This is a genomic window from Psychrobacillus sp. FSL K6-2365, from assembly GCF_038003165.1.
Classification (GTDB): Bacteria; Bacillota; Bacilli; order Bacillales_A; family Planococcaceae; genus Psychrobacillus; species Psychrobacillus psychrodurans.
Genome location: NZ_JBBOOO010000001.1, coordinates 2,652,224 through 2,677,058 on the forward strand (window position 1 = coordinate 2,652,224; position 24,835 = coordinate 2,677,058).

General features: G+C 35.8%; 21 protein-coding genes, 1 other RNA gene and 1 other annotated feature. Of the genes, 4 read left to right on the plus strand and 18 right to left on the minus strand.

What is annotated here, in order from left to right:
- Positions 1-8: 8 nt before the first annotated feature.
- Entirely contained in the window at positions 9-770 is a 762-nt protein-coding gene (locus tag MKY29_RS13235; protein ID WP_090563936.1) for a tRNA threonylcarbamoyladenosine dehydratase, read from the minus strand.
- An 87-nt stretch (positions 771-857) separates the two neighbouring features.
- Positions 858-1,042, minus strand: a non-coding RNA gene (gene ssrS, locus MKY29_RS13240) — 6S RNA.
- A 191-nt stretch (positions 1,043-1,233) separates the two neighbouring features.
- Here ssrS and MKY29_RS13245 point away from each other — a divergent pair.
- Complete coding sequence (locus MKY29_RS13245; protein ID WP_093496152.1) at positions 1,234-1,860, plus strand: LysE family transporter; 627 nt, start codon at positions 1,234-1,236, stop codon at positions 1,858-1,860.
- Between the two features lie 74 nt (positions 1,861-1,934).
- A complete protein-coding gene (locus MKY29_RS13250; protein WP_241596594.1) occupies positions 1,935-3,173 on the plus strand; it encodes an MFS transporter in 1,239 nt (412 codons plus the stop codon).
- 48 nt (positions 3,174-3,221) lie between these two features.
- Here MKY29_RS13250 and MKY29_RS13255 read toward each other — a convergent pair whose 3' ends face one another.
- From MKY29_RS13255 to hisS, 4 genes are all read right to left on the minus strand, one after another.
- A complete protein-coding gene (locus MKY29_RS13255) occupies positions 3,222-3,494 on the minus strand; it encodes a YqhV family protein (RefSeq protein ID WP_340880866.1) in 273 nt (90 codons plus the stop codon).
- Positions 3,495-3,901: 407 nt separating this feature from the next.
- Positions 3,902-4,045: a hypothetical protein gene (locus MKY29_RS13260; RefSeq protein ID WP_241596597.1), complete on the minus strand. Its 144-nt coding sequence runs from the start codon at positions 4,043-4,045 to the stop codon at positions 3,902-3,904.
- 17 nt (positions 4,046-4,062) lie between these two features.
- Positions 4,063-5,838: an aspartate--tRNA ligase gene (gene aspS / locus MKY29_RS13265; RefSeq protein WP_241596600.1), complete on the minus strand. Its 1,776-nt coding sequence runs from the start codon at positions 5,836-5,838 to the stop codon at positions 4,063-4,065.
- Positions 5,831-7,126: a histidine--tRNA ligase gene (hisS, locus tag MKY29_RS13270; protein WP_241597150.1), complete on the minus strand. Its 1,296-nt coding sequence runs from the start codon at positions 7,124-7,126 to the stop codon at positions 5,831-5,833. Before hisS ends, aspS begins: the two co-directional genes overlap by 8 nt.
- 55 nt (positions 7,127-7,181) lie before the next feature.
- Positions 7,182-7,419, minus strand: a binding site (T-box leader).
- Between the two features lie 113 nt (positions 7,420-7,532).
- Here hisS and MKY29_RS13275 point away from each other — a divergent pair.
- Positions 7,533-9,083, plus strand: coding sequence for an SH3 domain-containing protein (locus tag MKY29_RS13275; protein WP_340880046.1), 1,551 nt, complete (start codon positions 7,533-7,535; stop codon positions 9,081-9,083).
- 675 nt (positions 9,084-9,758) lie between these two features.
- On the opposite strand, the gene dtd is transcribed toward MKY29_RS13275, so the two are convergent.
- From dtd to MKY29_RS13310, 7 genes are all read right to left on the minus strand, one after another.
- Positions 9,759-10,196, minus strand: a complete 438-nt coding sequence (gene dtd / locus MKY29_RS13280; RefSeq protein ID WP_340880047.1) for a D-aminoacyl-tRNA deacylase — start codon at positions 10,194-10,196, stop codon at positions 9,759-9,761.
- 41 nt (positions 10,197-10,237) lie between these two features.
- Positions 10,238-12,430 carry a RelA/SpoT family protein gene (locus MKY29_RS13285; RefSeq protein ID WP_093496158.1) on the minus strand — a complete coding sequence of 731 codons (2,193 nt, stop codon included), beginning with the start codon at positions 12,428-12,430 and terminating at the stop codon, positions 10,238-10,240.
- Between the two features lie 130 nt (positions 12,431-12,560).
- Positions 12,561-13,073 carry an adenine phosphoribosyltransferase gene (locus MKY29_RS13290; protein ID WP_090563954.1) on the minus strand — a complete coding sequence of 171 codons (513 nt, stop codon included), beginning with the start codon at positions 13,071-13,073 and terminating at the stop codon, positions 12,561-12,563.
- Entirely contained in the window at positions 13,064-15,418 is a 2,355-nt protein-coding gene (gene recJ / locus MKY29_RS13295) for a single-stranded-DNA-specific exonuclease RecJ (RefSeq protein ID WP_340880048.1), read from the minus strand. The genes MKY29_RS13290 and recJ overlap by 10 nt, the downstream gene beginning before the upstream one ends.
- 253 nt (positions 15,419-15,671) lie before the next feature.
- Positions 15,672-16,022, minus strand: a complete 351-nt coding sequence (locus MKY29_RS13300) for a LapA family protein (protein ID WP_241596618.1) — start codon at positions 16,020-16,022, stop codon at positions 15,672-15,674.
- A gap of 85 nt (positions 16,023-16,107) precedes the next feature.
- Positions 16,108-18,384 (minus strand): protein translocase subunit SecDF, encoded by a 2,277-nt coding sequence (secDF, locus tag MKY29_RS13305; RefSeq protein WP_340880049.1) that lies wholly within the window; start codon positions 18,382-18,384, stop codon positions 16,108-16,110.
- A 77-nt stretch (positions 18,385-18,461) separates the two neighbouring features.
- Entirely contained in the window at positions 18,462-18,776 is a 315-nt protein-coding gene (locus MKY29_RS13310) for a post-transcriptional regulator (protein WP_090563970.1), read from the minus strand.
- A gap of 92 nt (positions 18,777-18,868) precedes the next feature.
- Here MKY29_RS13310 and MKY29_RS13315 point away from each other — a divergent pair, with 92 nt between their 5' ends.
- Complete coding sequence (locus tag MKY29_RS13315; protein ID WP_241596624.1) at positions 18,869-20,395, plus strand: putative polysaccharide biosynthesis protein; 1,527 nt, start codon at positions 18,869-18,871, stop codon at positions 20,393-20,395.
- Between the two features lie 8 nt (positions 20,396-20,403).
- On the opposite strand, the gene MKY29_RS13320 is transcribed toward MKY29_RS13315, so the two are convergent.
- The 5 genes from MKY29_RS13320 to ruvB all read right to left on the minus strand — a co-directional run bounded on the left by MKY29_RS13320 (position 20,404) and on the right by ruvB (position 24,814).
- Entirely contained in the window at positions 20,404-21,042 is a 639-nt protein-coding gene (locus MKY29_RS13320; protein ID WP_093496541.1) for a DUF421 domain-containing protein, read from the minus strand.
- A 249-nt stretch (positions 21,043-21,291) separates the two neighbouring features.
- Entirely contained in the window at positions 21,292-21,561 is a 270-nt protein-coding gene (gene yajC, locus MKY29_RS13325) for a preprotein translocase subunit YajC (RefSeq protein ID WP_090563977.1), read from the minus strand.
- 44 nt (positions 21,562-21,605) lie between these two features.
- Entirely contained in the window at positions 21,606-22,745 is a 1,140-nt protein-coding gene (gene tgt, locus MKY29_RS13330) for a tRNA guanosine(34) transglycosylase Tgt (protein ID WP_090563979.1), read from the minus strand.
- Positions 22,746-23,786, minus strand: coding sequence for a tRNA preQ1(34) S-adenosylmethionine ribosyltransferase-isomerase QueA (queA, locus tag MKY29_RS13335; RefSeq protein ID WP_093496540.1), 1,041 nt, complete (start codon positions 23,784-23,786; stop codon positions 22,746-22,748). It abuts the gene before it with no gap.
- A gap of 14 nt (positions 23,787-23,800) precedes the next feature.
- Positions 23,801-24,814 carry a Holliday junction branch migration DNA helicase RuvB gene (ruvB, locus tag MKY29_RS13340; protein WP_340880050.1) on the minus strand — a complete coding sequence of 338 codons (1,014 nt, stop codon included), beginning with the start codon at positions 24,812-24,814 and terminating at the stop codon, positions 23,801-23,803.
- Positions 24,815-24,835: the final 21 nt, after the last annotated feature.

Here is a 24,835-nt window from a genome sequence, read left to right on the forward strand (position 1 = left end):
TCAAGTAATTACTGTACTCGATTAATATGAATATCCTTCGAGATGTCGTTTATAACCCAGCTAGCACATATTAAACCAACTGTTGAGGGAACAAATGCGTTTGAAGAAGGTGGCATTTTAGCTTTTCTAATAGCTGCTTCTGGTTTACCAACCGTTCCAACTACGTCCTCTCTAACTACAATTGGGCTCTCGTCTGAAAATACAACTGGAATTCCTTTGGTAATGCGGTCTTCCTTGCGTAGCTTTGTACGTATAACTTTTGCAATCGGATCCGTATGTGTTTTAGATATATCAACAATCTTAAAACGAGTTGGATCTGTTTTATTTGCAGCACCCATACTTGAAATAATTTTTATATTACGTTTTAAGCATTCTTTCATTAAATGAATTTTATAAATGATTGTATCAGATGCATCGATAACATAATCTATATTCATCGCAAAAAATTGCTCATATGTTTCTTCCGTATAAAACATATGCATATCTATTACTTCACATTCAGGATTAATGTCGGCAATTCGTTCTTTCATCACTTCTGATTTTGAACGTCCAATCGTTGATATATAAGCTACTAACTGACGGTTTATATTAGTAATGTCTACATTATCTTTATCTACTAAAATAATTCGACCAACACCACTTCTTGCACAAGCTTCAGCTGCGAAAGATCCGACTCCACCTACACCCAATATAGCAACAGTAGTACCTTTCAATAGTTCTATTCCTTCTTCACCTATTGCAAGTTCATTTCTAGAAAATTGATGTAACATAAAAACACTCCATTTAAATCAGATTAGTTGATAAAATCCCAAGAAAAAACCTCTAGCAAATTCGCCAGAGGATATTTAACAAATGATACGAATCCCAATCGTGCCGACAAATAAAGCGTATCGTTTTGAACCCGCAAGAAGCAGGTGGGTGTCCTCTTTATTAATCCTGGCGTCCCGATTAAAGGCATGTCATTTATAATAAAAGTTAGACTCCCAACGATATAATTGTTCGGTCAAAACTGATTGGCAAATTGCGAACACATCAGGATTCGTGTTATTTGTATAATAGCATATGAATCATGAAACTTCAATCATTTTAATACCAACTTTACTAACTATTCTGAATAATAGGTACATAGAATTATTCCAGTTTAACCATTCCTTTATAATATTTAGCCTCTTAAGTTGTATGGTTAGTCCTTCATGAATATGATGCATCATATAACAAAAATGGGGGACATGAATGAATTCTTTAAGTACATATTTCTTGTTAGGTATTTCCTTAGCAGCGCCAATTGGACCTGTTAAAGCAACACTTCTAAATACCGGTATAAAAAATGGGTTTTTCCATGCGTGGTTTTTCGGGCTCGGGGCTATAGTAACAGACATAATATATATGCTGATGGTTTACTTTGGAGTGGGTCAATTTATCGATTCTCCATATATGCGAATATTTTTATGGTGCTTCGGATTTTTTGTGCTCATGTATACAGGGATTGAAAATTTATTGACTTTAAATAATATTTCTATTGATCCTAAATTCCGAAAAATTGTTCGATTTCGGCACTCAATGTTAGCTGGCTCGTTAATGGCTTTTTTGAATCCTTTAACAATTCTATTTTGGTTAGGTATTTATGGTTCTATTTTGGTAAGTGGTGGTAGTGAAATATCTGGTATTGAAACCATAATCATTAGTCTAGCAATATTAGTTGGTATTGGGCTTGTAGATTTTATAATGGCCTTCTTATCGAGTAGTTCAAGAAATTTACTGTCCACCCCTCTTTTAAAAGCTATTTCTTTTATTTCTTCCTTATGTATGATTGGTTTTGGTATCTATTTTGGCATCCAAGCTTTTAATGCACTTTTTTAGTAATTTATTGAAACGTATATTGTAAGGTACCAGGGAGAACATACCTTAAAGACATTAGTTGAGGTGTGCAGATTATGAAAAATAATAATCAGAATGACAATGTAAGTATATGGTGCGTTATTAGTATGGCCTCTATCCCACTGGTCATGACACTTGGTAACTCCATGCTGATTCCAATTTTACCTATTTTAGAAAAAAAGGTAGGAATCAGTTCGTTCCAGTCAAGTATGATTATTACCAGTTATTCAATCGCAGCCATTTTTCTAATACCAGTAGCTGGTTACCTTTCTGATCGTTTCGGAAGAAAAATTGTCATTTTACCAAGTTTGATACTGGCACTCATCGGAGGTATTATTGCTGGTTTTGCTTCTTGGAAAATAGACGACCCCTTTTTTTGGATTATTATAGGAAGAATTCTTCAAGGAATAGGTGCGGCTGGTGCCATGCCAATAGTATTGCCACTTGTCGGCGATTTATATAAGGATGATGATGAGAAAACTAGTTCTTGTCTTGGCATTATTGAAACCTCAAACACCTTCGGCAAAGTTTTAAGTCCGATTCTCGGATCTGTTTTAGCTGCAGTATTATGGTTTTTACCGTTCTTTTCAATTTCGATTTTTAGTTTAATTTCCATCGTGATGATATTCTTCTTTGTTAAAGTACCTAAGGAGAAAGATGAACCTCCAAAATTGAAAGACTTTTTGAGTAATACAAAAAAGACATTTAAAAAAGAAGGAAAATGGCTTTTAACTGTTTTTATAAATGGTGCTTTTGTTATGCTCATATTATTCGGTGTTTTGTTTTTCCTATCTGAAATGTTGGAAAAAACACATGATATAAAAGGAATTAAAAAAGGTTTTGTTCTAGCTATTCCACTACTTATGCTCTGTATTGCCTCTTATATAACTGGCCGAAATATAAAAGGAAACGTTTCTGCTATGAAAAAAATGACGATGATTTGTTTAATTGCTATGTCAATTAGTGTTGTATTTATAGGCTTTACAAAAGAAAAACTAATTCTTTTGTTAACTATCACAAGTGTGATGGGAATAGCAATTGGTGCCTTGTTACCAGTACTAGATGCACTTATTACGGAAAATATAAAAAAAGAAGAGCGAGGAACTATCTCTTCTTTTTATAGTTCCGCCAGATTCATCGGTGTTGCGGCTGGTCCACCAATCATGTCGCTAGTCATGAAAAATTATCTTAATATTAGTTATATCGTTGCTGGAGTAATTGGAATTGTCCTCTTTTTCCTTGCGATGAAACTTATTAAAGTCGAGGAAATTGAGGGACAAAATCAGAAGGTGTAAATAAAATGGACTGGAAAGCTAAATGCTAACCAGTCCATTTTGTATTATTCAATTTGATTTTAAACTATAAAGAATGAGTAATATTCCAGAGAATAAACAAACCATTCTTGTTAAGGATATCTTTTCCGATAAACCCGTTAAACCTATGCCAGTTGTGACTATTAAAACAACAGGACCTACTAAAGCTAGTAAAGAGTTAATATAAAAAGCTTTTTCTAAATCATTAAATTTAATCATGAGCATTGCTGCAGATAACTCGATACTACCTGAGAGTAATCTTAGTATGATAATAAATAATAACGCCTTCTCAATAATCAGTATCTTCTACCTTTCTTTAATAAAAGAATATGTACTATTGAGATTATATGTAAACGTCTTAAGTATTATTTGGATAGTTTAAAAAACCTTGCAAAAAGACTCCCAGTCCTCTAAAAACAAGAACGTGGATACGACATTGATTGTAGCGAAGAGCGGACGCTTTCCGTGGGCACAGCTTCAGCCGCTTCTTTTGCTTACGCTCAGTCCAGGACTCTGTGCTCCAATCAACTAGGTCCACTTTAAATAATGGGATAATTGAATATAAAACCACCTAGATATACATGTTTTATCTTAAAATAAGTAAAGAAAAAATACTAATCGTGCAGACGGTTTTATCACTAGATTAACTTTGATTACTCTTATTATCTTAGGGATATGCTTTACCCTATCTCGGTGTATAGAACAACACTCTATATTGATTGAAATGGAAGGTAGCGACTCCAGCAGAAACGGAAATCAGTAGTATTATTCATTCTTTCAATTCCCGTGAACCAAGTTTTACGGGACATTTTATATACTTTCTTTAAAAGAGGATTCATCACGACAACTGTCATGACAAATCCTCCTAAATTTACTTCGTTTTCGTTTTCAATTTCAAGCTCAAACTCAACTCATCTAACTGAGCTTCTGCTACTGGGCTAGGTGCAGAAGTTAATAAATCACTAGCACTTGCAGTTTTTGGGAATGCAATCGTATCACGAAGATTCGTACTACCAGAAAGAAGCATTACTAATCTATCTAATCCGAATGCAACACCACCATGTGGAGGCGTTCCATATTCAAATGCTTCCATAAGGAAACCAAATTGTGCTTTGGCTTCTTCATCAGTAAAGCCAAGTATAGCGAACATTTTTTCTTGAACTTCTCTAGAATAAATACGTAGAGATCCTCCACCCAATTCATAACCATTCAATACTAAATCATATGCTTGCGCACGTACTTTACTTGGATCAGAATCCATTAACGCAAGGTCTTCATCAAAAGGTCTTGTGAAAGGATGATGAGCAGCGTAATAACGCCCTTCTTTTTCATCGTATTCGAATAATGGCCAGTTAACTACCCATAAGAATTCAAAGCGTGATTCATCTATTAACTCAAGTTCTTTACCAAGTTTTAAGCGTAATGCACCTAAAGTATCAGCCACTACAGAAGATTTGTCAGCAACAAATAATAATAAATCACCATCTGATGCATCTAATGTTTGTATAAGGCTTGTAGCTGCTTCGCCTTCGAAGAACTTAGCTATCGGTCCTTTTAAACCTTCTTCATCTACTTTCAACCATGCAAGTCCTTTAGCACCATAAACTCCAGCGAATTCCCCCAGTGCATCAATATCCTTACGAGAATAATTAGCTGCTGCTCCTTTAACATTAATTGCTTTTACTTGTCCTCCAGATTCTACAGCCGAAGCAAAAACTTTAAATGAACTGTCTTTTACAATTTCCGAAAGATCAACAAGTTCTAATCCGAAACGAACATCCGGCTTATCTGACCCAAAGCGGTTCATAGCCTCATCGTAATTCATACGGTTGAAAGGAATGTTGACATCTACGCCTTTAACGTCCTTCATAACCTTTTTCATCATACGTTCATTCATTTCCAAAATTTCATCCATCGATAGGAAGCTCATTTCCATATCAATTTGAGTAAATTCTGGTTGACGGTCTGCACGTAAATCTTCATCACGGAAGCATCGAGCTATTTGATAATATTTTTCAAATCCACCAACCATTAAAAGTTGCTTGAACAACTGTGGAGATTGAGGAAGTGCATAGAATTCTCCGTCATGGACACGACTTGGCACTAAATAGTCGCGTGCTCCTTCAGGTGTAGATTTAGTTAATATCGGAGTTTCTACTTCTAAAAATCCTTCATCATCTAAGAAACGTCTTACTGTTTTAGTAATATCTGAACGCATTTTGAATGTATCATACATTACCGGTCTTCTTAAATCTAGGTAGCGATATTTTAAACGAATATCTTCCCCTACATCCGTTTGGTTTTCAATCGCAAAAGGCGGGTTTTTAGCTTCGTTAATAATACGAGCTTCACTAGCATGTACTTCAATCGCGCCAGATGATATATTTTTGTTCACTTGGTTCGCTGCACGTGCAACTACTGTACCTTTTACCTCTATGATGTATTCATTTCGTAATTTATCTGCTATTTGAATAGCTGATTCCGAAATTTCAGGGTTGAAAACTACTTGAACTAGCCCTGTGCGATCACGTACATCAACAAATATTAATCCTCCTAAATCTCTACGTTTTTGTACCCAGCCGATTAATTGGATTGATTCACCGATTTGCTGTTCATTTAATTGTCCACTTGTGTGTGTTCTACTCATTTTCCTCTGCCTCCAACTGTGTTGAACTCGTCTTTATTTGATCTATTAATGAACTAAATGGAACTAAGTTTTGAGTACCTGTTGCTAACTCCTTTAACATAGCACTTTCTTTTTCTAATTCGTCATCGCCAATTACTAATACAAATTTTGCTTTTAGGCGATCGGCTGATTTCATTTGAGTTTTCATTTTACGATCTAAATAATCCATCTCTGCTGTAATTTTTTCCTGTCTAAGTTGATAGGTAAGTTCAACTGCTTTTTTCTTAGCTGCTTCACCAAGTCCAATTACATAGACATCTAATGTCGACTTATCAGACCAGACATTGTTTTCTGCTTCAATAGCTAACAATAGTCTTTCAATACTCATTGCAAATCCAATTCCAGGAGCATCTGGCCCACCAAGCTCTTCTACCAGCCCGTTGTATCTCCCTCCACCTGCTAGCGTTGTGATTGCTCCAAAGCCTTCTGCAGCACTCATAATTTCAAAAGCAGTGTGGTTATAATAATCTAATCCACGGACTAGATTATGATCTACCTCAAATGGAATATTTAATATTGTTAAATATTCTTTTACTTTTTCGAAGTAAGCAGCTGATTCTTCATTTAAAAAATCTGCTAAGGAAGGTGCTGTTTCCATTAACGGATGGTTACGATCTACCTTGCAATCTAAAATACGAAGTGGATTTTTTTGTAATCTATTTTGACAATCCGAGCAAAACTCTTCAATATGCGGTTCAAAGTGACTAACTAAAGCTGTTTTATGAGAAACTCGACTTTCCTTATCTCCAAGCGAATTTATAACAAGCTTAAGCTTTTTCAGTCCTGCATTTTGATAGACTGACATTGCTAATGAGATAACTTCCGCATCGATTGCTGGGTCAGCACTACCTATTGCTTCAATACCAAATTGAACGAATTGACGGTATCGACCTGCCTGTTGACGTTCATATCGGAACATTGGTCCCATATAGTAAAGCTTCACAGGTTGATCAGGGTAACCAAACATTTTATGCTCTACAAATGCTCTTACCGCTGATGCAGTGCCTTCTGGTCGCAACGTGAGAGAACGATTTCCTCTGTCTTGGAATGTATACATTTCTTTTTGAACTATATCTGTAGTGTCTCCAACACTTCTAGTAAATAATTCAGTATGCTCAAAAACAGGAGTTCTAATCTCTTTGTATTGATACATACGACATTGTTCTCTTATTAGTTCTTCTACAGCTTGCCATTTACCAGTTTCCGTTGGCAAAATGTCTTGTGTTCCTCTAGGTACTTTAATATCCATGGCAATTGCCCCTTTCCATTGCATATAAAAAAGCCCTCATCCCCTGCTATAAATAGCAAGGGACGAGAGCTTATATAAGCTTCCGCGGTTCCACCCTAGTTGGTCAAAAATATTGACCCTCTCAATTCTGGATAACGACCAGTTCCGTTTCTGCCTACTAGAGAAAAATCCCTTTCGACAAAAATCCTCTCGAATGTTGTTCACTGAGTGCGTATGTAGGAAAGATTTCAGCCACGTCTTTCCTTCTCTTGTCATCCGTTTTAAACAGCTACTTTTTCGGTCATCGGTTTGTTTTAGTTTTTGATTATACTTTATCTTAATGACGCAAGACAAATAAGTCAACCCTTTTGAATAAAAGGTAGAATTTTTTTATCAGACTATTTACAATAGAGATAGGAGTGATTCAATGAACGCTAAAATTATACATAAAATAACCATTATTTTTTTGTCTGTATGTTTACTAATACCATACTTGCAGGTAGATGCACAGGGGAATGAAGTTACTGTAAATGTTAATTCATTAAAAGTCCGATCAGGTCCCGGTCTTACATACAACATTATCGGTGCTGTTACAAAAAATGACAAACTAGACGTAATTAGCAAAGAAAAAGATTGGCTACAAGTTAATTTTGGGAATTCTACTGGTTGGGTAGCTAGTTGGTACACAACAACAGAATCTCTTGAGTTAACAAACAAACAGATTGTTTCAAAAGTAAATCAATTAAACGTTCGAACCGAACCTACAACTTCTTCAGCAGTTATTGGCCAATTACAAGAGGGTGATTCTGCAGATGCTTACAAATCTCAAGGAGATTGGATTGAAATAGATTTCCAAGGTCGAAAAGGATGGATCAATGAATCGTATATCACTTTGACTGAGCAAACAGTAAGTAAAAATACAAATACTACTGAAAATATATTTGAAGTATCCGTCGATGCACTAAATGTTCGTTCAAAAGCTGATTTAACTTCTAAAAAAATTGGACTAGTAAATAAGGGTGATCAATTTTCAATTATTGACTCCGATCATAATTGGGTGCAAGTAGAACTAGAAAACGGAGAAAAGGGATGGTTGTACAGCTTCTATGGAACATTTACTACTAGTTCTTCATCAATAACATCTACCCAAACAAATGAAACCATCACCATTCTCTATAATGGAACAAACCTTCGTTCTAATAGCACAACGAGTAGCGATGTAGTTTCAAGAGCTGATGCTGGCACTACATTTCCAATAGCTGAAAAAGTAGAAGATTGGTATAAAATCATATTAGATGATGGACAAGCTGCATATGTTGCTAGTTGGGTAGTTTCTGCTTCGTCCACCACTTCAAATGAAACTGAGCAATCAGGCGATAAAACTAAGGTGGAAAAACAGGATAAGAAGGATGTCGCTCGTAAAAAAGGCACTTTAAAAGGACTAACTATTGTCATCGATGCTGGGCATGGTGGGAATGACCGTGGGACAACTGGTGCTCTTGGAACAGATGAAAAAGATATCACATTAATTACTTCAGAATTACTATCATCCAAATTGCAAGCCGCTGGTGCCAATGTAATTATGACAAGAGAATCAGACGAGTATGTAGATCTTCGCAAACGAGTATCAATTGGGCACCAGGTTGATGCTGATGCGTTCATTAGCCTACATTATGATGCAATTGATAATAGTTCAGTTAGAGGTTTCACGACCTACTACATGCATGGTTACCAAAAAGAATTGGCTAAGTATGTCCATAATGGGCTTGGAAATATGATTTCTTTAAAGGATAGAGGAACTCAACCAGGGGATTATTTAGTACTCCGAGAAAATAAACAGAAAGCTATTTTAATAGAATTAGGTTATTTAAGTAATCCTTCCGAAGAAAGGAATGTGACTACTCAAAACTACCGAGAACAAGCTACACACGGTATTTATAATGGTATTATTAATTACTTTAATGCTCAATTAGATTAAATTAACTAAAAATCCATGTTCCTAATCTTCTAACATAATATGAAAGACTGTACAAAAATCGCCCAGTCTTTATAGTTCAAAACCATTAATGTTTTCGAATTGCTCTGGACAGACTTGGCGCTATATAATCACCAAATGTTTTTTAGAGCAGTTGGTCGTGACTAAAATCACGACCAGCTGCTCTTTTTCTCTGTAATCTTATTGAATTTGTCTGTCCGTCTCCCTTCTACAACTTTTGAAAAAAGTTATTACACTGTTTGATTACTAGAGAAAAGCTACTTTTCATTCCTAGAGTTAGCCCCCGAAGGTGCAATATCGTCCGCTATTCACTTCTTTATAGTGCCAATACTCACTATTTCTCTTTATTTCCACTAGTGTAAAAGAAAATCTACTTTCTTCTACTAACATTGGATTGTATTTTATCTTTACTTGCTCTCGCCTATTGTTTACTTGCTTCTATCCCCGGCTTACTTGCGGCCATGAAAAGTTTACTTGCTCTAACTTTATATTTACTTGCGGTCGGATGGCTTTTACTTGTGAAATGGATACTTTTTCCAAAATACTTTATTCAAAGCCTATGGAAAACGTCTATATATAGCAGAAACTTACAGGATTATTCCATATAAAAAAAAGTTGTACAAATTACTCCAAATTTGAGTAATTTATACAACTTTTTTAAGCTTCTAACATAATCGTTACTGGACCATCGTTCGTAAAGGTAACGTCCATCATAGAACCAAATACACCTGTTTCTACTAGCAGACCTTTTGCTTGTAGTTTTTCATTGAAAAGTTCCCATAAAGGCTTTGCAATTTCTGGTCTGGCTGCATCGGTAAAGCTTGGTCTTCTACCTCTTCTCGTATCAGCATACAGAGTAAACTGAGAAACCGATAAAATACTCCCACCAACTTCTTCGATAGAGTGATTCATTTTGCCTTCAGCGTCCTCAAATAAGCGTAACCCTGCAACTTTCTCTACTAGGTAATTTAGTTCATTCTCGGTATCAGTTGTAGTAATACCAACTAATAATAAATAGCCTTTGTCTATCTTTCCAGTGACTTGTCCATCCACGGTCACACTAGCATTTTTGCATCGTTGCAACAAAACCTTCATATAAAATTAACTCCTTTTAACTGAAAACATAGAAAAACTTATTAATTGATAATCCGTTGAACAGAATATATATCAGGCAATTGCTTTATTCGATCTGCTATCCTGTTTAAGTGTGCTGTATTTGAAATTAGAATAGTTAAATGAATGATAGCAATATCATTTTCTGATTTTCCACTCACTGCAGCGATATTGGTTTTAGATTCATTTACCACTTGTAAAACTTCATTCAATAAGCCTGATCGATCATATGCTGAAACCTCAATGTCAACCTGATACTCTTTTTTCGTTGGAGAATCATGTTTTACCCATTCTACTTCTATAATCCGGGAATTCGTATCATCGTTGTGTACATTCGGACAATCAGCACGATGGACTGAAACTCCTCGACCTTTTGTTATAAATCCAACTATATCATCTCCTGGAACCGGGCTACAGCAACGCGATAAACGGATGAGCATATTCTCAATTCCCTTAACGATAACTCCTGATTCTGTTGTTTTGTTAACCGTAGGAGTTTGCATTTCGGTTGTTATTTTCTCTAATGCTTCTTCCTGATCACGGATTTTCCGCATTTTTTCAGCTAGTCGATTAACCACTTGCTGTGCGGTAATACCATTAAATCCTACAGCTGCGTATAAGTCTTCCTCACCTGCAAAAGCATATTTATCACATACGCGTTTTATATTTTCTGGAGTAAGTACTTCTTTTAGATCAAACTCTTGGGATCTAATTTCTTTCTCTACTTGTTCTTTTCCTTTGATAACATTCTCATCACGCAACTGTTTCTTAAAGAATTGCTTGATCTTATTTTTCGCTTGGGATGATTGAGCTATTTTAATCCAATCTCTACTAGGGCCAAATGATTGTTTGGAAGTCAATACTTCGATAATATCACCGGTTTTTAGTTTTGTGTCAAGTGGAACCATTTTACCGTTGACTTTCGCACCAATTGTTTTGTTACCGACCTCCGAATGCACTCGGTAAGCAAAGTCTATTGGAACTGAGCTAGCAGGAAGTTCTACAACATCCCCTTTAGGTGTGAAAACATATACCATATCGGAAAACAAATCAAACTTTAACGACTCCATGAACTCTTCCGCATTCGAAGATTCATGCTGATATTCTAAGATTTCTCTAAACCAATTCAACTGAGAGTCAACCGTTTTTTTATCGGCTTCTACTTTTTTACCTTCTTTATAAGCCCAGTGAGCAGCTACACCGAATTCTGCAATATTATGCATTTCTTCAGTACGGATTTGGACTTCTAAAGGCTCACCATTTGGACCTATAACAGTAGTATGCAATGATTGATATAAATTTTGTTTAGGCATAGCTATATAATCTTTGAAACGACCAGGCATTGGTTTCCAAAGCGTATGAATAACTCCTAGAACGGCATAACAATCTTTTATGCTATCCACGATAATTCGCATCGCAAGTAAATCATAAATTTCGTTGAATTGTTTATTCTGTACGACCATTTTACGATAAATACTATAAATATGCTTTGGACGACCTGATATATCGGCGTCAACTTCCATTTCAACTAACTGTTTGCGAATATCTTCCATAACATTATTTAAATAGGATTCACGTTCTGTACGTTTTTTCTTCATAAAATTAACAATTCGATAATATTGTTGAGGATTCAGGTATCGTAATGCAGTATCTTCTAGCTCCCATTTCACTGCAGAAATACCAAGTCGATGAGCAAGTGGTGCGAATATTTCTAAGGTTTCATTGGAGATTCTACGTTGCTTTTCTTCTGGAAGATGTTTCAATGTGCGCATATTATGTAGGCGATCTGCTAGTTTAATGAGTATAATTCGTATGTCCTGCGCCATTGCTATAAACATTTTCCGATGATTTTCTGCTTGTTGTTCTTCTTTTGACATGTACTTAATCTTACCTAGTTTAGTAACTCCCTCTACTAATAAAGCCACTTCTTCGTTAAATTGCTCTACTATATCTTCACGGGTATATTCTGTATCTTCTACGACATCATGTAAAAAACCAGCAGCAACGGTTTCTGGATCCATTTGAAGGTCAGCAAGAATACCAGCTACTTGAATAGGATGTAGAATATATGGTTCACCCGAATTACGGAATTGTTCTCTATGCGCGTGCTCTGCTAGCTCATAGGCTTTTTTCACAAAGTTCACATGTTCTTCATTCATATAAGTAAAGAGTGTTTCAAACACATCTTCTGCCGTCTTCACTTGATCTTTAGCCATGCTAACCCACCTGATTTCGTTTTATATTTCTAAAATAGTATATAAGCTATATTGTATAAAAAAAAAGAGGGACTTGTAAAGTCCACCCTAAATAAGCTTTCTTACCTGAGAACAATTGTCCACAGAATGATCAATACTGCATCAATGTACAAATATCATAGTTATCTAGTTTGTTACGTCCTTCTAGATAAGTAAGTTCTATTAAAAATGCACAACCTACAACTACTCCGCCCATTTCTTCTACTAATCGAATTGTAGCATCAATAGTACCACCTGTCGCTAATAGATCATCGACGATTAATACACGTTGACCTGGTTTAACAGCATCTTTGTGCATCGTTAAAACATCTTTTCCATATTCTAAGCCGTATTCAGCACGAACTACTTCACGAGGTAGTTTACCTTCTTTACGAACTGGAGCAAAACCAATACCTAGCGCATATGCAACTGGACATCCAGTGATAAATCCACGTGCTTCTGGTCCTACAATTAGCTCAGCATCCACTTTTTTTGCATATTCTACAATTTGGTCAGTTGCATATTTATATGCTTCTCCATTATCCATAATTGTTGTAATATCTTTAAAACTAATACCTGGTTTTGGCCAATCTTCTACTGTTGTTACATACTGCTTTAAATCCATATTTGCTCCTCCTCAGGAACGGTTTGTACTGCTCTACGCTCTTCAAACCATTGTTTCAGCTCTATATACGGGGCATATAATAACTTCTGTTCAAGTTCCATCTGTTTCTCTCTATTCTTATATGATGGTGCCTCGGATAAATCTTTTTTAGCTAGATTTTCATTAAGCACTAACATCCCATTGTCTATTCTAACAAAATTTAGTTCAAAAAACACCTTCGACATAAAATTAAATGTATTTTGGCTCCAACCTGTATGTTTGGATAATTCGTGTACATGCTGTTTCAATGCAAATGATTTTCTTTTTGTTAGTAGAGAGAAATACCATTTAAACTGTTCTCTTGTAGGTAATCCCTCAAAATAAGAAGATTCATTTGTATAAAAGTGTGCGTATATTCGTTTAAAAGAAAGATATTGCATTAGTTTAACCAAAGTTTGCTCATCTTCTGGTAAATCCAATAGTACGGCAAATTGAGCTTGAATCGGCTGTTCTAGTAATTCATTTACCAAATAGAGCTTGCTGTCGATGGTAGAACTAAAATGCTTAATCGTTTGTTCATTAAAAGCAATATATACTGTATCCTCTACAGGAATTAGTGGTTTCCAGCGATTCACTTGGCGGATTCCTCTAATATCAAAAAGCTGCCATTCATCAGTTTTTACATCCTGTATCATCAATTGGGCTTTTTTTCGTCCATTCCATTCATTTATTTGCAAATCTCCAATAAATGACAATTTGGTCGTTGGTGCAATTTCATCTGCTAGTTGTCCTTTTCCAAATCCAATTGCATCTAATAAGACGGCATCTTGTTTTAATTCCATTTTCAAGTGATTTTGTGCAGAGCCAATTTTTCGAATGGATGAAACCTCTACGTTTTCTATGCAGTAAACAGGTTTTGCAAAGTCCATACCAAACGGAGCTAGTTTTTTTAGGGATTCAATAGATTCTGTAGATATTTCATCCATCTCTAATGGAACGTCTATAGATACAATCGGTATTAGCTGTTCCTCTGTTAAACTTGTTTTGGCTTGATCATTTAGTCTTGCCCGCAACTCATCCACATTTTCTAAAGGTAATGTCATACCAGCAGCCATAGGATGCCCACCAAAATGCGGGACAATATCCTGATTCTTGGCAAGCTCTTTATACATATGGAATCCTTCAATACTACGAGCGGAACCTTTTGCAATATTTTTTTCTTCATCAAATCCTAAAACAATAGCTGGTCTATAGTATTTTTCTACCAGCTTAGATGCAACAATACCAAGCACTCCTGGATTCCAACCGACCTTCCCTACTACTATGACACTTGGTCCTTCCGTTGGAGAAAATTGCTCTAGTTGTTCCATTGCTTCATCTGTAATTTGCTTAACGATTGCTTGTCGTTCTTTATTTTTTTCATTTAGCATATTAGCCAATGCTAGTGCGTGGTTAGGGTTTTCCGTTAAGAACAAATCTACACCAGGCGCAGCTTCTCCTAGTCTTCCTACCGCATTAATGCGTGGACCAAACATAAATCCAACTGTCTCTTCATCAATAGAACTTAGCTCTACTCCACTTATGTTTGCTAGTGCTTCTATCGCTACAGAATCTGTCTGCTGCATTTGTTTTAAACCTTGTTGAACTAAATAACGATTCTCCCCTGTTAAAGAAACAAGATCCGCGATTGTACCGATTGCAACTAGATAAAAGAACTCCTTTGGAATTTCCTCTAATAATGCATGAGCTACTTTAAAAGCAACACCTACTCCTGCTAGGTGCGGAAAAGGATAGGTAGAATCCCTTAAATTCGGATGAATAATAATATCCGCCATTGGGAGATTTTCACCAGGCTCATGATGATCTGTTACAATAACGTCCATCCCTAACCCTTTCGCAAACTCAATAGGCTTTAAACCAGAAATACCGTTATCAACAGTTATTATTAGTTTAACCCCTTCATCAAAAGCTTCTTGAAACAAGCGCTCACTCGGACCATAGCCATCTATAAATCTATTTGGAATCTTATAGATGACATCAGCACCTAGTGACTCTAACGTCTTCACCATGATAGTTGTGCTTGTAATGCCATCCGCATCATAATCTCCATAAACCATAATACGTTCTTCTGCATCTATTGCTTGATGCACACGAGCAACCAACGCCTCCATACCTGGAAATAAAAACGGATTATGTAATTGGTCTGCTGTTACATGTAAAAATGATTTTGCATCCTCAACGCGCTCAAATCCCCTAGAAGCTAATACCTTTGCACAAACTCTCGGAATTGAAAGCTCCTTTTCTAACATTTCTACTACATTTATATTAGGCCTTGAAACTTGCCATTTTTTTTGAGATTTAATCATTTTATTCACTTCCTTGTAATCTATTATACCTTATCTGTAGTTGTAACGTTGTGAAAAAGCAGTACATCTATGTACGAATACCCTCTCAATAAGAAAAACTGTGAAAAAAAATGCTCGGTCTCTTAAGATCAAAACTTTAAAATCAATCAGCAGTATATCTCATGCTAAAAAGTATCTTGAATCGAGTGTACACGATACATTTTTATATATTATTTTAAAAAAACCTTCTGACTTTCGTCAGAAGGTTTTCTCTTTAAATAGTTGAATTTTCATCTTTTACAGTAACTGGTTCTTCAAAAAAATCTACTGGTTTTTCTTTGTGGGCTACTACCTCGTTTTGTAGAACATTAATGGTAGCCTCTTTCTTTTCAAGGTCTTTCTCTAAGTGCTTAACTTTCCTTGATAATATAAATGATCGATAAATTGCAACAGACCCACTTAGGAGCGCTCCTAATAAAGCTGAGCCCAAGATAACGAGGATAAGTGGCCATTGTGCAGTTCCAAATACATAATTGACCGGAACCGTGTCTACATTGTAAATGGCAAATAAAGCAATAATAATAGCAAAAAGCAATCCAAATAATAATGACCATTGAAATTTCATAGTGGCACTCCTTTACTTTGTAGTATAGAAAAATATGGAACAGAGTATATAAAAGTTATACCCTGCTCCATATTATACTTAAACATTATACGACTGGCTCATCAGAACCCCATTTTTTCTCTTCTTTTTTCACATCAATACCGCCATTTTTACGCATTTCTTTCACTTTCAAGTCAAACCAAATTTGTGCTCCAATGTAAATGGAAGAATACGTTCCGGCTATTAACCCAATTAATAAAGCAATAGAGAAGTTACGTATACCTTCTGCACCGAATATCAATAGTGCTACAACAACTAAAATTACTGTAAGAACCGTATTTACAGAACGACCTAGCGTTTGTCGTAATGATTTATTTACAATCGTTGCAAGCTCATCTTCGGATGTAATTTTAGCACTACGATGTAGGTTTTCTCGAATACGGTCAAATGTTACAATCGTATCGTTTATAGAATAACCGACTATCGTTAAGACTGCTGCGATAAATGTAATATCTACTTCTAACCGCAGTATACTGAATATAGTAACCATTAAGAATGCATCATGAAGTAGCGAAACGATCGATGCTAGCCCCATTCTCCACTCAAATCGGAATGCGACATAAATGATTATTCCAAGAGCAGCAAACGCCAATGCTTTTAATGCATTTTTGACAAGTTCTTGTCCTACAGTTGGTGAAACCGTACTCACAGATGGTTCCTTCCCAAACTGCTCATTCATTTCTGTTTTTAATGTTTTAATTTCTTCTTGTGTAAAGTCGTCTTTATAGCGTACGACTGCACTATCTCCGTTATCACCAGAAATTACAATATCATCTGAAGGCAAGCCGATACTTTCTATTTTCTCCGTAACAAGTGCATTTGTTAATGGCTGAGTGGAATTAATTTGAACACGTGTCCCAGAAGAAAAATCAATACCAAGATTTAACTTGAACACACTTAAAATTATAATTCCTGCAATCGTTAGTGTTATAGATGCGATGTAGAAAACTTTACGACTACGAACAAAATCAAATCGATCAAATTTTGTTGTTAAATCTAACGTATCCGTTTCTTCTTCTGGAGCATGCATTCTTTTCTTCGGAATACCAAACCAACCTGGTTTGTTATCAAAGTAGCCACTATGAACAAGTAGTCCAAGTAAAATACGCGAAGCCCATACTGCTGTAATGAATATAACTAAAATACTAATGATTAACAGTGTAGCAAATCCTTTTACAGAACTTGTGCCGAAGAAGAATAATACCGCAGCTGCTAATAAAGTAGTAATATTTGCATCGAAAATAGCAGTAAAGGATTCTTTCGCTCCAGCATCAAATGCTTTCTTCACCGACTTACCTACACGTAACTCTTCTCGTACTCGCTCATAAGTTAGGATGTTTGCATCTACTGCCATCCCTACCCCAAGAACAATTGCTGCAATTCCTGGAAGTGTTAGTACACCATTAATCCAATCAAAAATTACTAAGATCAAGAAAATATACACAACCAATGAAATAACTGCAATAATACCAGGCAATCTATAATATGCAATCATAAATATGAAAATTGCCGCAACACCTATAATACTAGCCAAAATTGTACTGTTTAATGCTTCTTCTCCGAATTGTGCACCTACTGAGGTGGAGTAGATTTCTTCTAACTCAACTGGAAGAGCACCAGCATTTAAAATTCCCGATAGATTTTTTGTTTCATCTACTGTAAATGCACCGGAAATTTCAACGCTATCTGAGTTAATACGCTGAGAAACTCGTGGAGCTGAAGTGAATTTTTGCTCTTTTTCAGGCTTCAAAACTTCCTCTTTGTATGAATCCACACCTTCTTCAAAGTCTAACCAAATAACTAGCACATTGTCTGGCGCTGGTTTAGCAGCAATCTCTGAAGTAATTTCTGCAAATTTATTCGCATCTTTTAATTCTAATGTTACGATAGGTTGTCCTTGTTGATCAAAAGCTCCCTTAGCACCGCCTTCTTTCAAGTCCATCCCGTCTAGCATTATATTATCATCGGAATCTCTGAATGTTAAATTCGCTTGTGTTGAAAGTAACTCTCTGGCAGAATTCTGATCATCCACACCAGCAAGCTGTACTCGAATACGGTTGCCATCTTCAATTTGAATACTAGGCTCACTTACACCCAATACGTCAATACGGCTCGTAAGTGCTGAAGCGGTATCTGCTACAACGTCTTCCGTTATTTTCTGTCCATCCTTTAATTCATTTACTTGATAAAGAACCTCAAAACCACCTTGAAGATCTAGACCGAGTTTAATATTGTTCAGTACGCCTGTAGCAGTGGGACTGATTGTTCCTGCAAAAATAACGAGTAACAATAAAAACGCAACTATGCGTCCTCTAGTTTTCATATGTAGATTTCCTCCTCAAAAAAAAGCAACAAGTTTATTATGAAACACGTTGCGCTCACTGTCAAATAACGATGCATTTAATGTTCTTCAGAAATGGGATTTAATAACAATTGCAATTCGTCTTGATTAATCTCAGAAAACCAATTAGATGTTCTTTGATTTTCAATTTGCTCAAATGTCATAAATTCAGCGGGAGAAATAGTTAAAATATCATTTATGATTTGATAAAGAGGCAACGAAGATATTTCTTTTTTTCTCCATTTTTTTGTCACACAAAATTTCCAAATATCCATTTCTGTAACTGTATTGTATTGATAAACGACAAACTCATTTCTCTTACTTTCTATAGCTGGTAGTACGTGCGTAAAAATATCTTCATAATTATTTTCCATAATATCGCACCTCTTTTAAAGAATAATGTACTAAGCAATATGCATATTGTTATTGTATACGAAGTTCCTGTATTTGAGAAGGAAGTGTTTAGTTGTCAACATTTTTAAAAGGGTCCATTGTGTTAATGATTTCTATTTTTTTGTCTAAGTTTTTAGGATTTATTTATCGTATGCAGTTTGTTCGTTTAACAGGTGAAGAAACAGTTGGGATTTATATGACTGCTTATCCAGCTTTCATCTTTTTCCTTTCTTTGGTACAACTTGGTATTCCAATTGCAATGGCTAAAATTATTGCAGAGTTACGCGCAAGAAGTGCCACATCGGATTATTTTTCTGTTATGCGAACCTCTGTTATTGTTACAGTTATTTCGATTTTAATATTCACACCATTATTTATCTTCGTAACTCCTTATATCTCGGGTAGTCTATTAAAAAATGATGCAATCACTATGACTTTGTATGTTTCCATCGCAATCGTTCCAATTGCTGCAGCTGGAGGAATATTAAAAGGATTTTTTCAAGGTATAGCAAGATTAGAAGAAACCGCAGTAGCCCAATTAATGGAACAAATTGTGCGTATTTTATTAATTACCTTTTTACTTCCATTTTTTCTTACATCTGCTTCTCCACAAGAAGCCGCTGCTTATGCAATGATTTTAGCTCTTGTCGCTGAACTTATCGCTTTGCTTTACTTAAAATGGAAATATGACAGATGGAAAACTAAGCAAACCTATAATAAAAAATCTAAAGCATATCCATTATCACCTCTCTTCGCAATTGCTCTACCATCTTCAGGAAGTCGGTTATTCGGATCATTTACATGGTTTTTGGAGCCAATCATTTTTATCAAAGCTTTAGCTATTACTGGAATTACTGCAGTTGCAGCTACTACTCTTTATGGAGTTATTTCAGGTGTGTTAGTTCCTTTGTTATTGTTTCCTTCATTCATACCGTACGCACTTTCTATCGTCCTAATACCTGCAGTTAGTGATGCATTTGCACGAAAAAATTTAACGCTATTAAAAGAAAGAATTCACCTATCTCTAAAGTTTTCTACCTTAACGGGCTGTTATGCAGCAACGTTATTTTATTTACACGGTGGGGAACTAGTTGAGTCACTATTTCATGTTGAAAACGCAACGGTTTATATGAAAATTCTGTCACCGATTTTTTTCTTTTATTATATTCAAAGCCCTTTATTTTCTATTTTGCAGGCATTAAATAATTCAAAGGCTGCATTTCTCAATTCCTTATATGGTGGCGTAGGAAAACTATTGTTACTATTTTTTCTTGCTTCCCAAGCTACTATTCAAGAAAAAGGTGCTGTCGTTGCGATTGGATTTGGAGTATTGATTACTTCTTTTTTACATATCGCTTCTTTGAAAGAAAAAAAAGAAGCACAAATTGGCTTCTCTTTTTTTGTAATTCCCTATGCAGTATTCTTAATAACAATTATCTCAAGACCATTGGTTATTTCTATTGGAAGTCAACCATTACTAATCGATTGTCTACTCACCTTGGTATATTTAACAGTCGCTCTGGTACTTTTTAGACAGATTAAACGCAAAGAGATTAGTGTCATTTTCAAGATTGCCAAATCATCAAAAAATAGGTTTTAATGTAAGAACTAAAATGATGTCTTTAGTTGAATATAGAGATTCTCATTCTCATAACTACAGTAAAATATTTTTTTATAGTTCAAAATTTGCTTTTGCTCTAGTTCTTGTATCAACCATTTTTCATTTTTACCAATATGCTCTAAATGTCTATGTTGTATTTCGCCATCGATAATGAGAGGAAATACATATTGTTCTTCTTCTTTTTTAAAAACAGATAAGTTACCTGATGACTCCAAAAAAGCATAAGAGACTGATTGAATAGAACCAATCTGTTGTTCACGTAATTGTTGAAGCAAGTCATCTAAATTATAACGTTGTTTTCTCATCTCTTTTTCAACGATTATTCCATCTCTTATTAGTATAGAAGGTTCACCTTCCATGACATCCCGAAACTTTTTGCTTTTTAATGAAAAGTAGGAAACGCCCATCTGGATGAAAAATAGCATAAGAACTGGGACAATTGCATTGATAAAACTACTTTGAGGATCATCCAATGAAAAGCCTGCAACCTCGGCTATTAAAAGAAAAACAACCAAGTCAAAAATACTTAACTCACCCACTTCTCGTTTTCCCATCAAACGAAAAATCAGTAAAATAAACCAGTACAAAATAAATGTCCGAATTATTATTATGAGTATGTCCTGCACATAATCACCTCATAATTACCATGCCCAAAGAAAAAGAACTTACTCATATATTGAGCAAGTTCTTTTTTATGTATTTTAGTAAAGATAAAATATTATGTATCTAAACCTAGAATACTGCGAATTTATGTGTTTTGTCCAGGCATTTGAAGCACTTATTTAGTGCTTCAGGATTTTGAGTAAACAAGTTACACTTTTACTCAAAATCCTTCCAGTGCCTAACATGACTATCATAGACCCATTCACTTTTTATTATAACTTTGACTCTGAAACTACTCGTCCTACTGCTACGCGCTCGAATTGTAAGCGAGTTCCGTCTGCAACAGTAACAAAGATTGTTTGATCATCTACTGCATCTACCTTGGCGTGTAAACCACCAACAGTTATGATATCGTCTCCACGCTTAAGATTGCTTTGCATTTGTGAAGTTGTTTTTTGACGCTTTTGTGCTGGTCGAATGATGAAGAACCACATTACAGCGAACATAGCAACAATTGGCAACAAACCTGCTAAATTACCCATATTTTTATTTCCCCTCCTTTACCTCTTTATCTAGTATACAAGAATCAGAAGTTTTTTGCATTTGGTTTGTTATACCCATATTCTTCAAAAAATTCTTCTTTAAAATCAAGCAGACGATCTTCACGTATAGCTTGTCGTACATTTTCCATTAATTTCATTAGGAAATGTAGGTTATGATAGGATGCTAGGCGTAAGCCAAACGTTTCATCAGCTCTGAATAAATGGCGAATATAAGCACGTGAATAATTTTTACATGTGTAACAATCGCATTTTTCATCGATAGGACCAAAATCGCGAGCATATTTTGCTCCTTTAATAACTAGGCGACCTTGATGAGTAAAGAATGTACCATTACGCGCAATACGTGTTGGTAATACACAGTCAAACATATCTACGCCTCTAATAGAACCATCTATTAATGAATCAGGCGATCCAACACCCATCAAATAACGCGGCTTGTTGTCAGGCATCATTGGAGTAGTAAAATCAAGTACACGGTTCATTACATCTTTTGGCTCACCAACCGATAACCCTCCAATTGCATATCCAGGGAAATCTAAAGAAACTAAATCTTGTGCAGATTGACGACGTAATTCCTCATACTCTCCACCTTGGATGATTCCAAATAGCCCTTGCTTATCTGTATTCGTATGAGCATTTAAACAACGTTCTGCCCAACGTGATGTACGTTCTACAGACGCTTTCATATACTCAAAAGATGCAGGATAAGGTGGGCATTCATCAAAGGCCATCATAATATCAGAACCTAAATCGTTTTGAATCTCCATTGATTTTTCAGGACTTAGGAATAGTTTATCCCCATTGAGATGATTGCGAAAATGAACACCCTCCTCTTCAATTTTACGCATATCACTTAAACTAAAAACTTGGAATCCGCCAGAATCTGTAAGAATTGCACGATCCCAGTTCATAAACTTATGAAGTCCGCCTGCTTCACGAATAATTTCATTTCCAGGACGAAGCCACAAGTGATACGTGTTGCTAAGAATAATACCAGCATTCATCTCTTTTATTTCTTCTGGAGCCATTGTTTTTACAGTAGCTTGTGTACCTACTGGCATAAATGCTGGTGTTTCAAAGGAACCGTGAGGAGTGTGTACAATACCCAACCTAGCACCTGTTTGTTTATCTTTTTTTATAAGTTCATACGTAATTGCTGTCATTTAATAATTCCTTCCTTTTATAAACATTGCATCGCCAAAACTGAAAAAGCGATACTTTAAGTCAACTGCTTCTTTATAGGCACTCAAAATAAAATCTCTTGAAGTAAGTGCACTAACAAGCATTACTAAAGTAGATTTAGGTAAGTGGAAATTCGTAATCATTCCATCTATACATTTAAATTCATAACCTGGATAGATAAATATCGAAGTCCATCCACTATCTGCTTGAAGTTGTCCATCAAATTTAGTTGCCACTGTTTCCAATGTTCTAGTAGAAGTGGTCCCAACTGCTACAACTTTTCCTCCAATGGCTTTCACTTTGTTAATTACATCTGCTGTTTCTTGTGTAATCCGATAAAATTCAGAATGCATTTCATGGTCATCGATAGAATCTACACTAACCGGACGAAAAGTTCCAAGTCCTACATGTAATGTTACAAATGCTATTTTAACACCTTTTAAGCGAATTTCATCTAATAATGCATCTGTAAAATGTAGGCCTGCTGTTGGAGCTGCAGCAGAACCCTGCTCTTTTGCATAGACCGTTTGATAGCGATCCTTGTTTTCCAACTTCTCGTGAATGTATGGGGGAAGTGGCATTTCTCCTAATTGGTCTAATACTTCAAAAAACACTCCCGTATATTCAAAACGGAAAATTCGTCCACCATGGTCTTTGATGCCTGTACAGACAGCTTTCAACAAACCTTCACCAAATGTAATTTCAGTGCCTATTTTGACCCGTTTTGCAGGTTTCACAAGTGTTTCCCAATGATCCCCTTCTATTTGTGTCAATAAAAGAACTTCTACATTAGCTCCTGTTTCCTCTTTAATACCCATTAAGCGAGCAGGCATTACCTTCGTATCGTTCAATACAAGGCAATCTCCTTCATTTAATTCATTTAGTATTTCCTTAAAGTGAGTATGTGTATACGACTGTTTTTCAAAATCTGCTATCAATAGTTTGCTACTCGTTCTGTCTAACAGCGGAGTTTGTGCAATTAGTTCTTCTGGTAATTCAAAATCAAAATCTTCTACTCTCATATATAGGACATCCTTTATAATTCTTTTCTTTCCACTGGCAATGGAATACCGAAATGTTCATAAGCAAGTGGGGTAACAATTCTTCCTCTAGGCGAACGTTGGATAAATCCAATTTGCAGCAGGTACGGTTCATACACATCTTCAATTGTAGTAGATTCTTCTCCAATACTAGCTGCAATGGTATCTAATCCAACAGGGCCACCTCTAAATCGTTCAATCATGGACAAAATTAGTTTATGGTCTATATGATCTAATCCACGTGGATCTACTTGAAGCAACTCCAATGCTTCATTAGCAATATCAAGAGAGATATGCCCATTTCCACGAACCTGTGCATAATCACGTACTCTTTTTAACAAACGGTTAGCAATACGTGGAGTACCTCTAGATCTTCTAGCGATTTCTCCAGCAGATTCGTGGTCAATGGATGCATTAAATAACTCTGAACTACGTGCCACAATGGAGGTTAATGCATCTTCATCATAATAATCTAGTCGCAGTAATACTCCAAAGCGATCACGTAAAGGTGCAGATAATGCACCTGCCCTAGTAGTCGCACCTATTAAGGTAAACGGTGGGAGGTCAAGACGCACACTTCTGGCAGCAGGACCTTTTCCTACTACGATATCCAAGCAAAAGTCTTCCATAGCAGGATAAAGTACTTCCTCGATGGATCGATTCAACCGATGAATTTCGTCTATAAACAATACATCTCCAGGCTCCAAAGAACTAACAATTGCAGCTAGGTCACCTGGACGCTCGATAGCAGGGCCACTTGTCATTCGAATTTGTACGTCCATTTCATTTGCAATTACAGCAGCAAGTGTTGTTTTTCCAAGTCCAGGAGGTCCGTACAAAAGACAGTGATCTAAACTTTCACTTCTCATTTTAGCTGCTTCGATGAATATCTCTAAATTATGTTTAATTTTATCTTGCCCAATATATTGCTGTAAAAACTGAGGACGAAGAGATTGTTCGAAAGGTTCGTCAAAATTGGAAATTCCGCTTGAAATGACACGTTCATCCATAGCTAGAACCTCCTTTCTTAT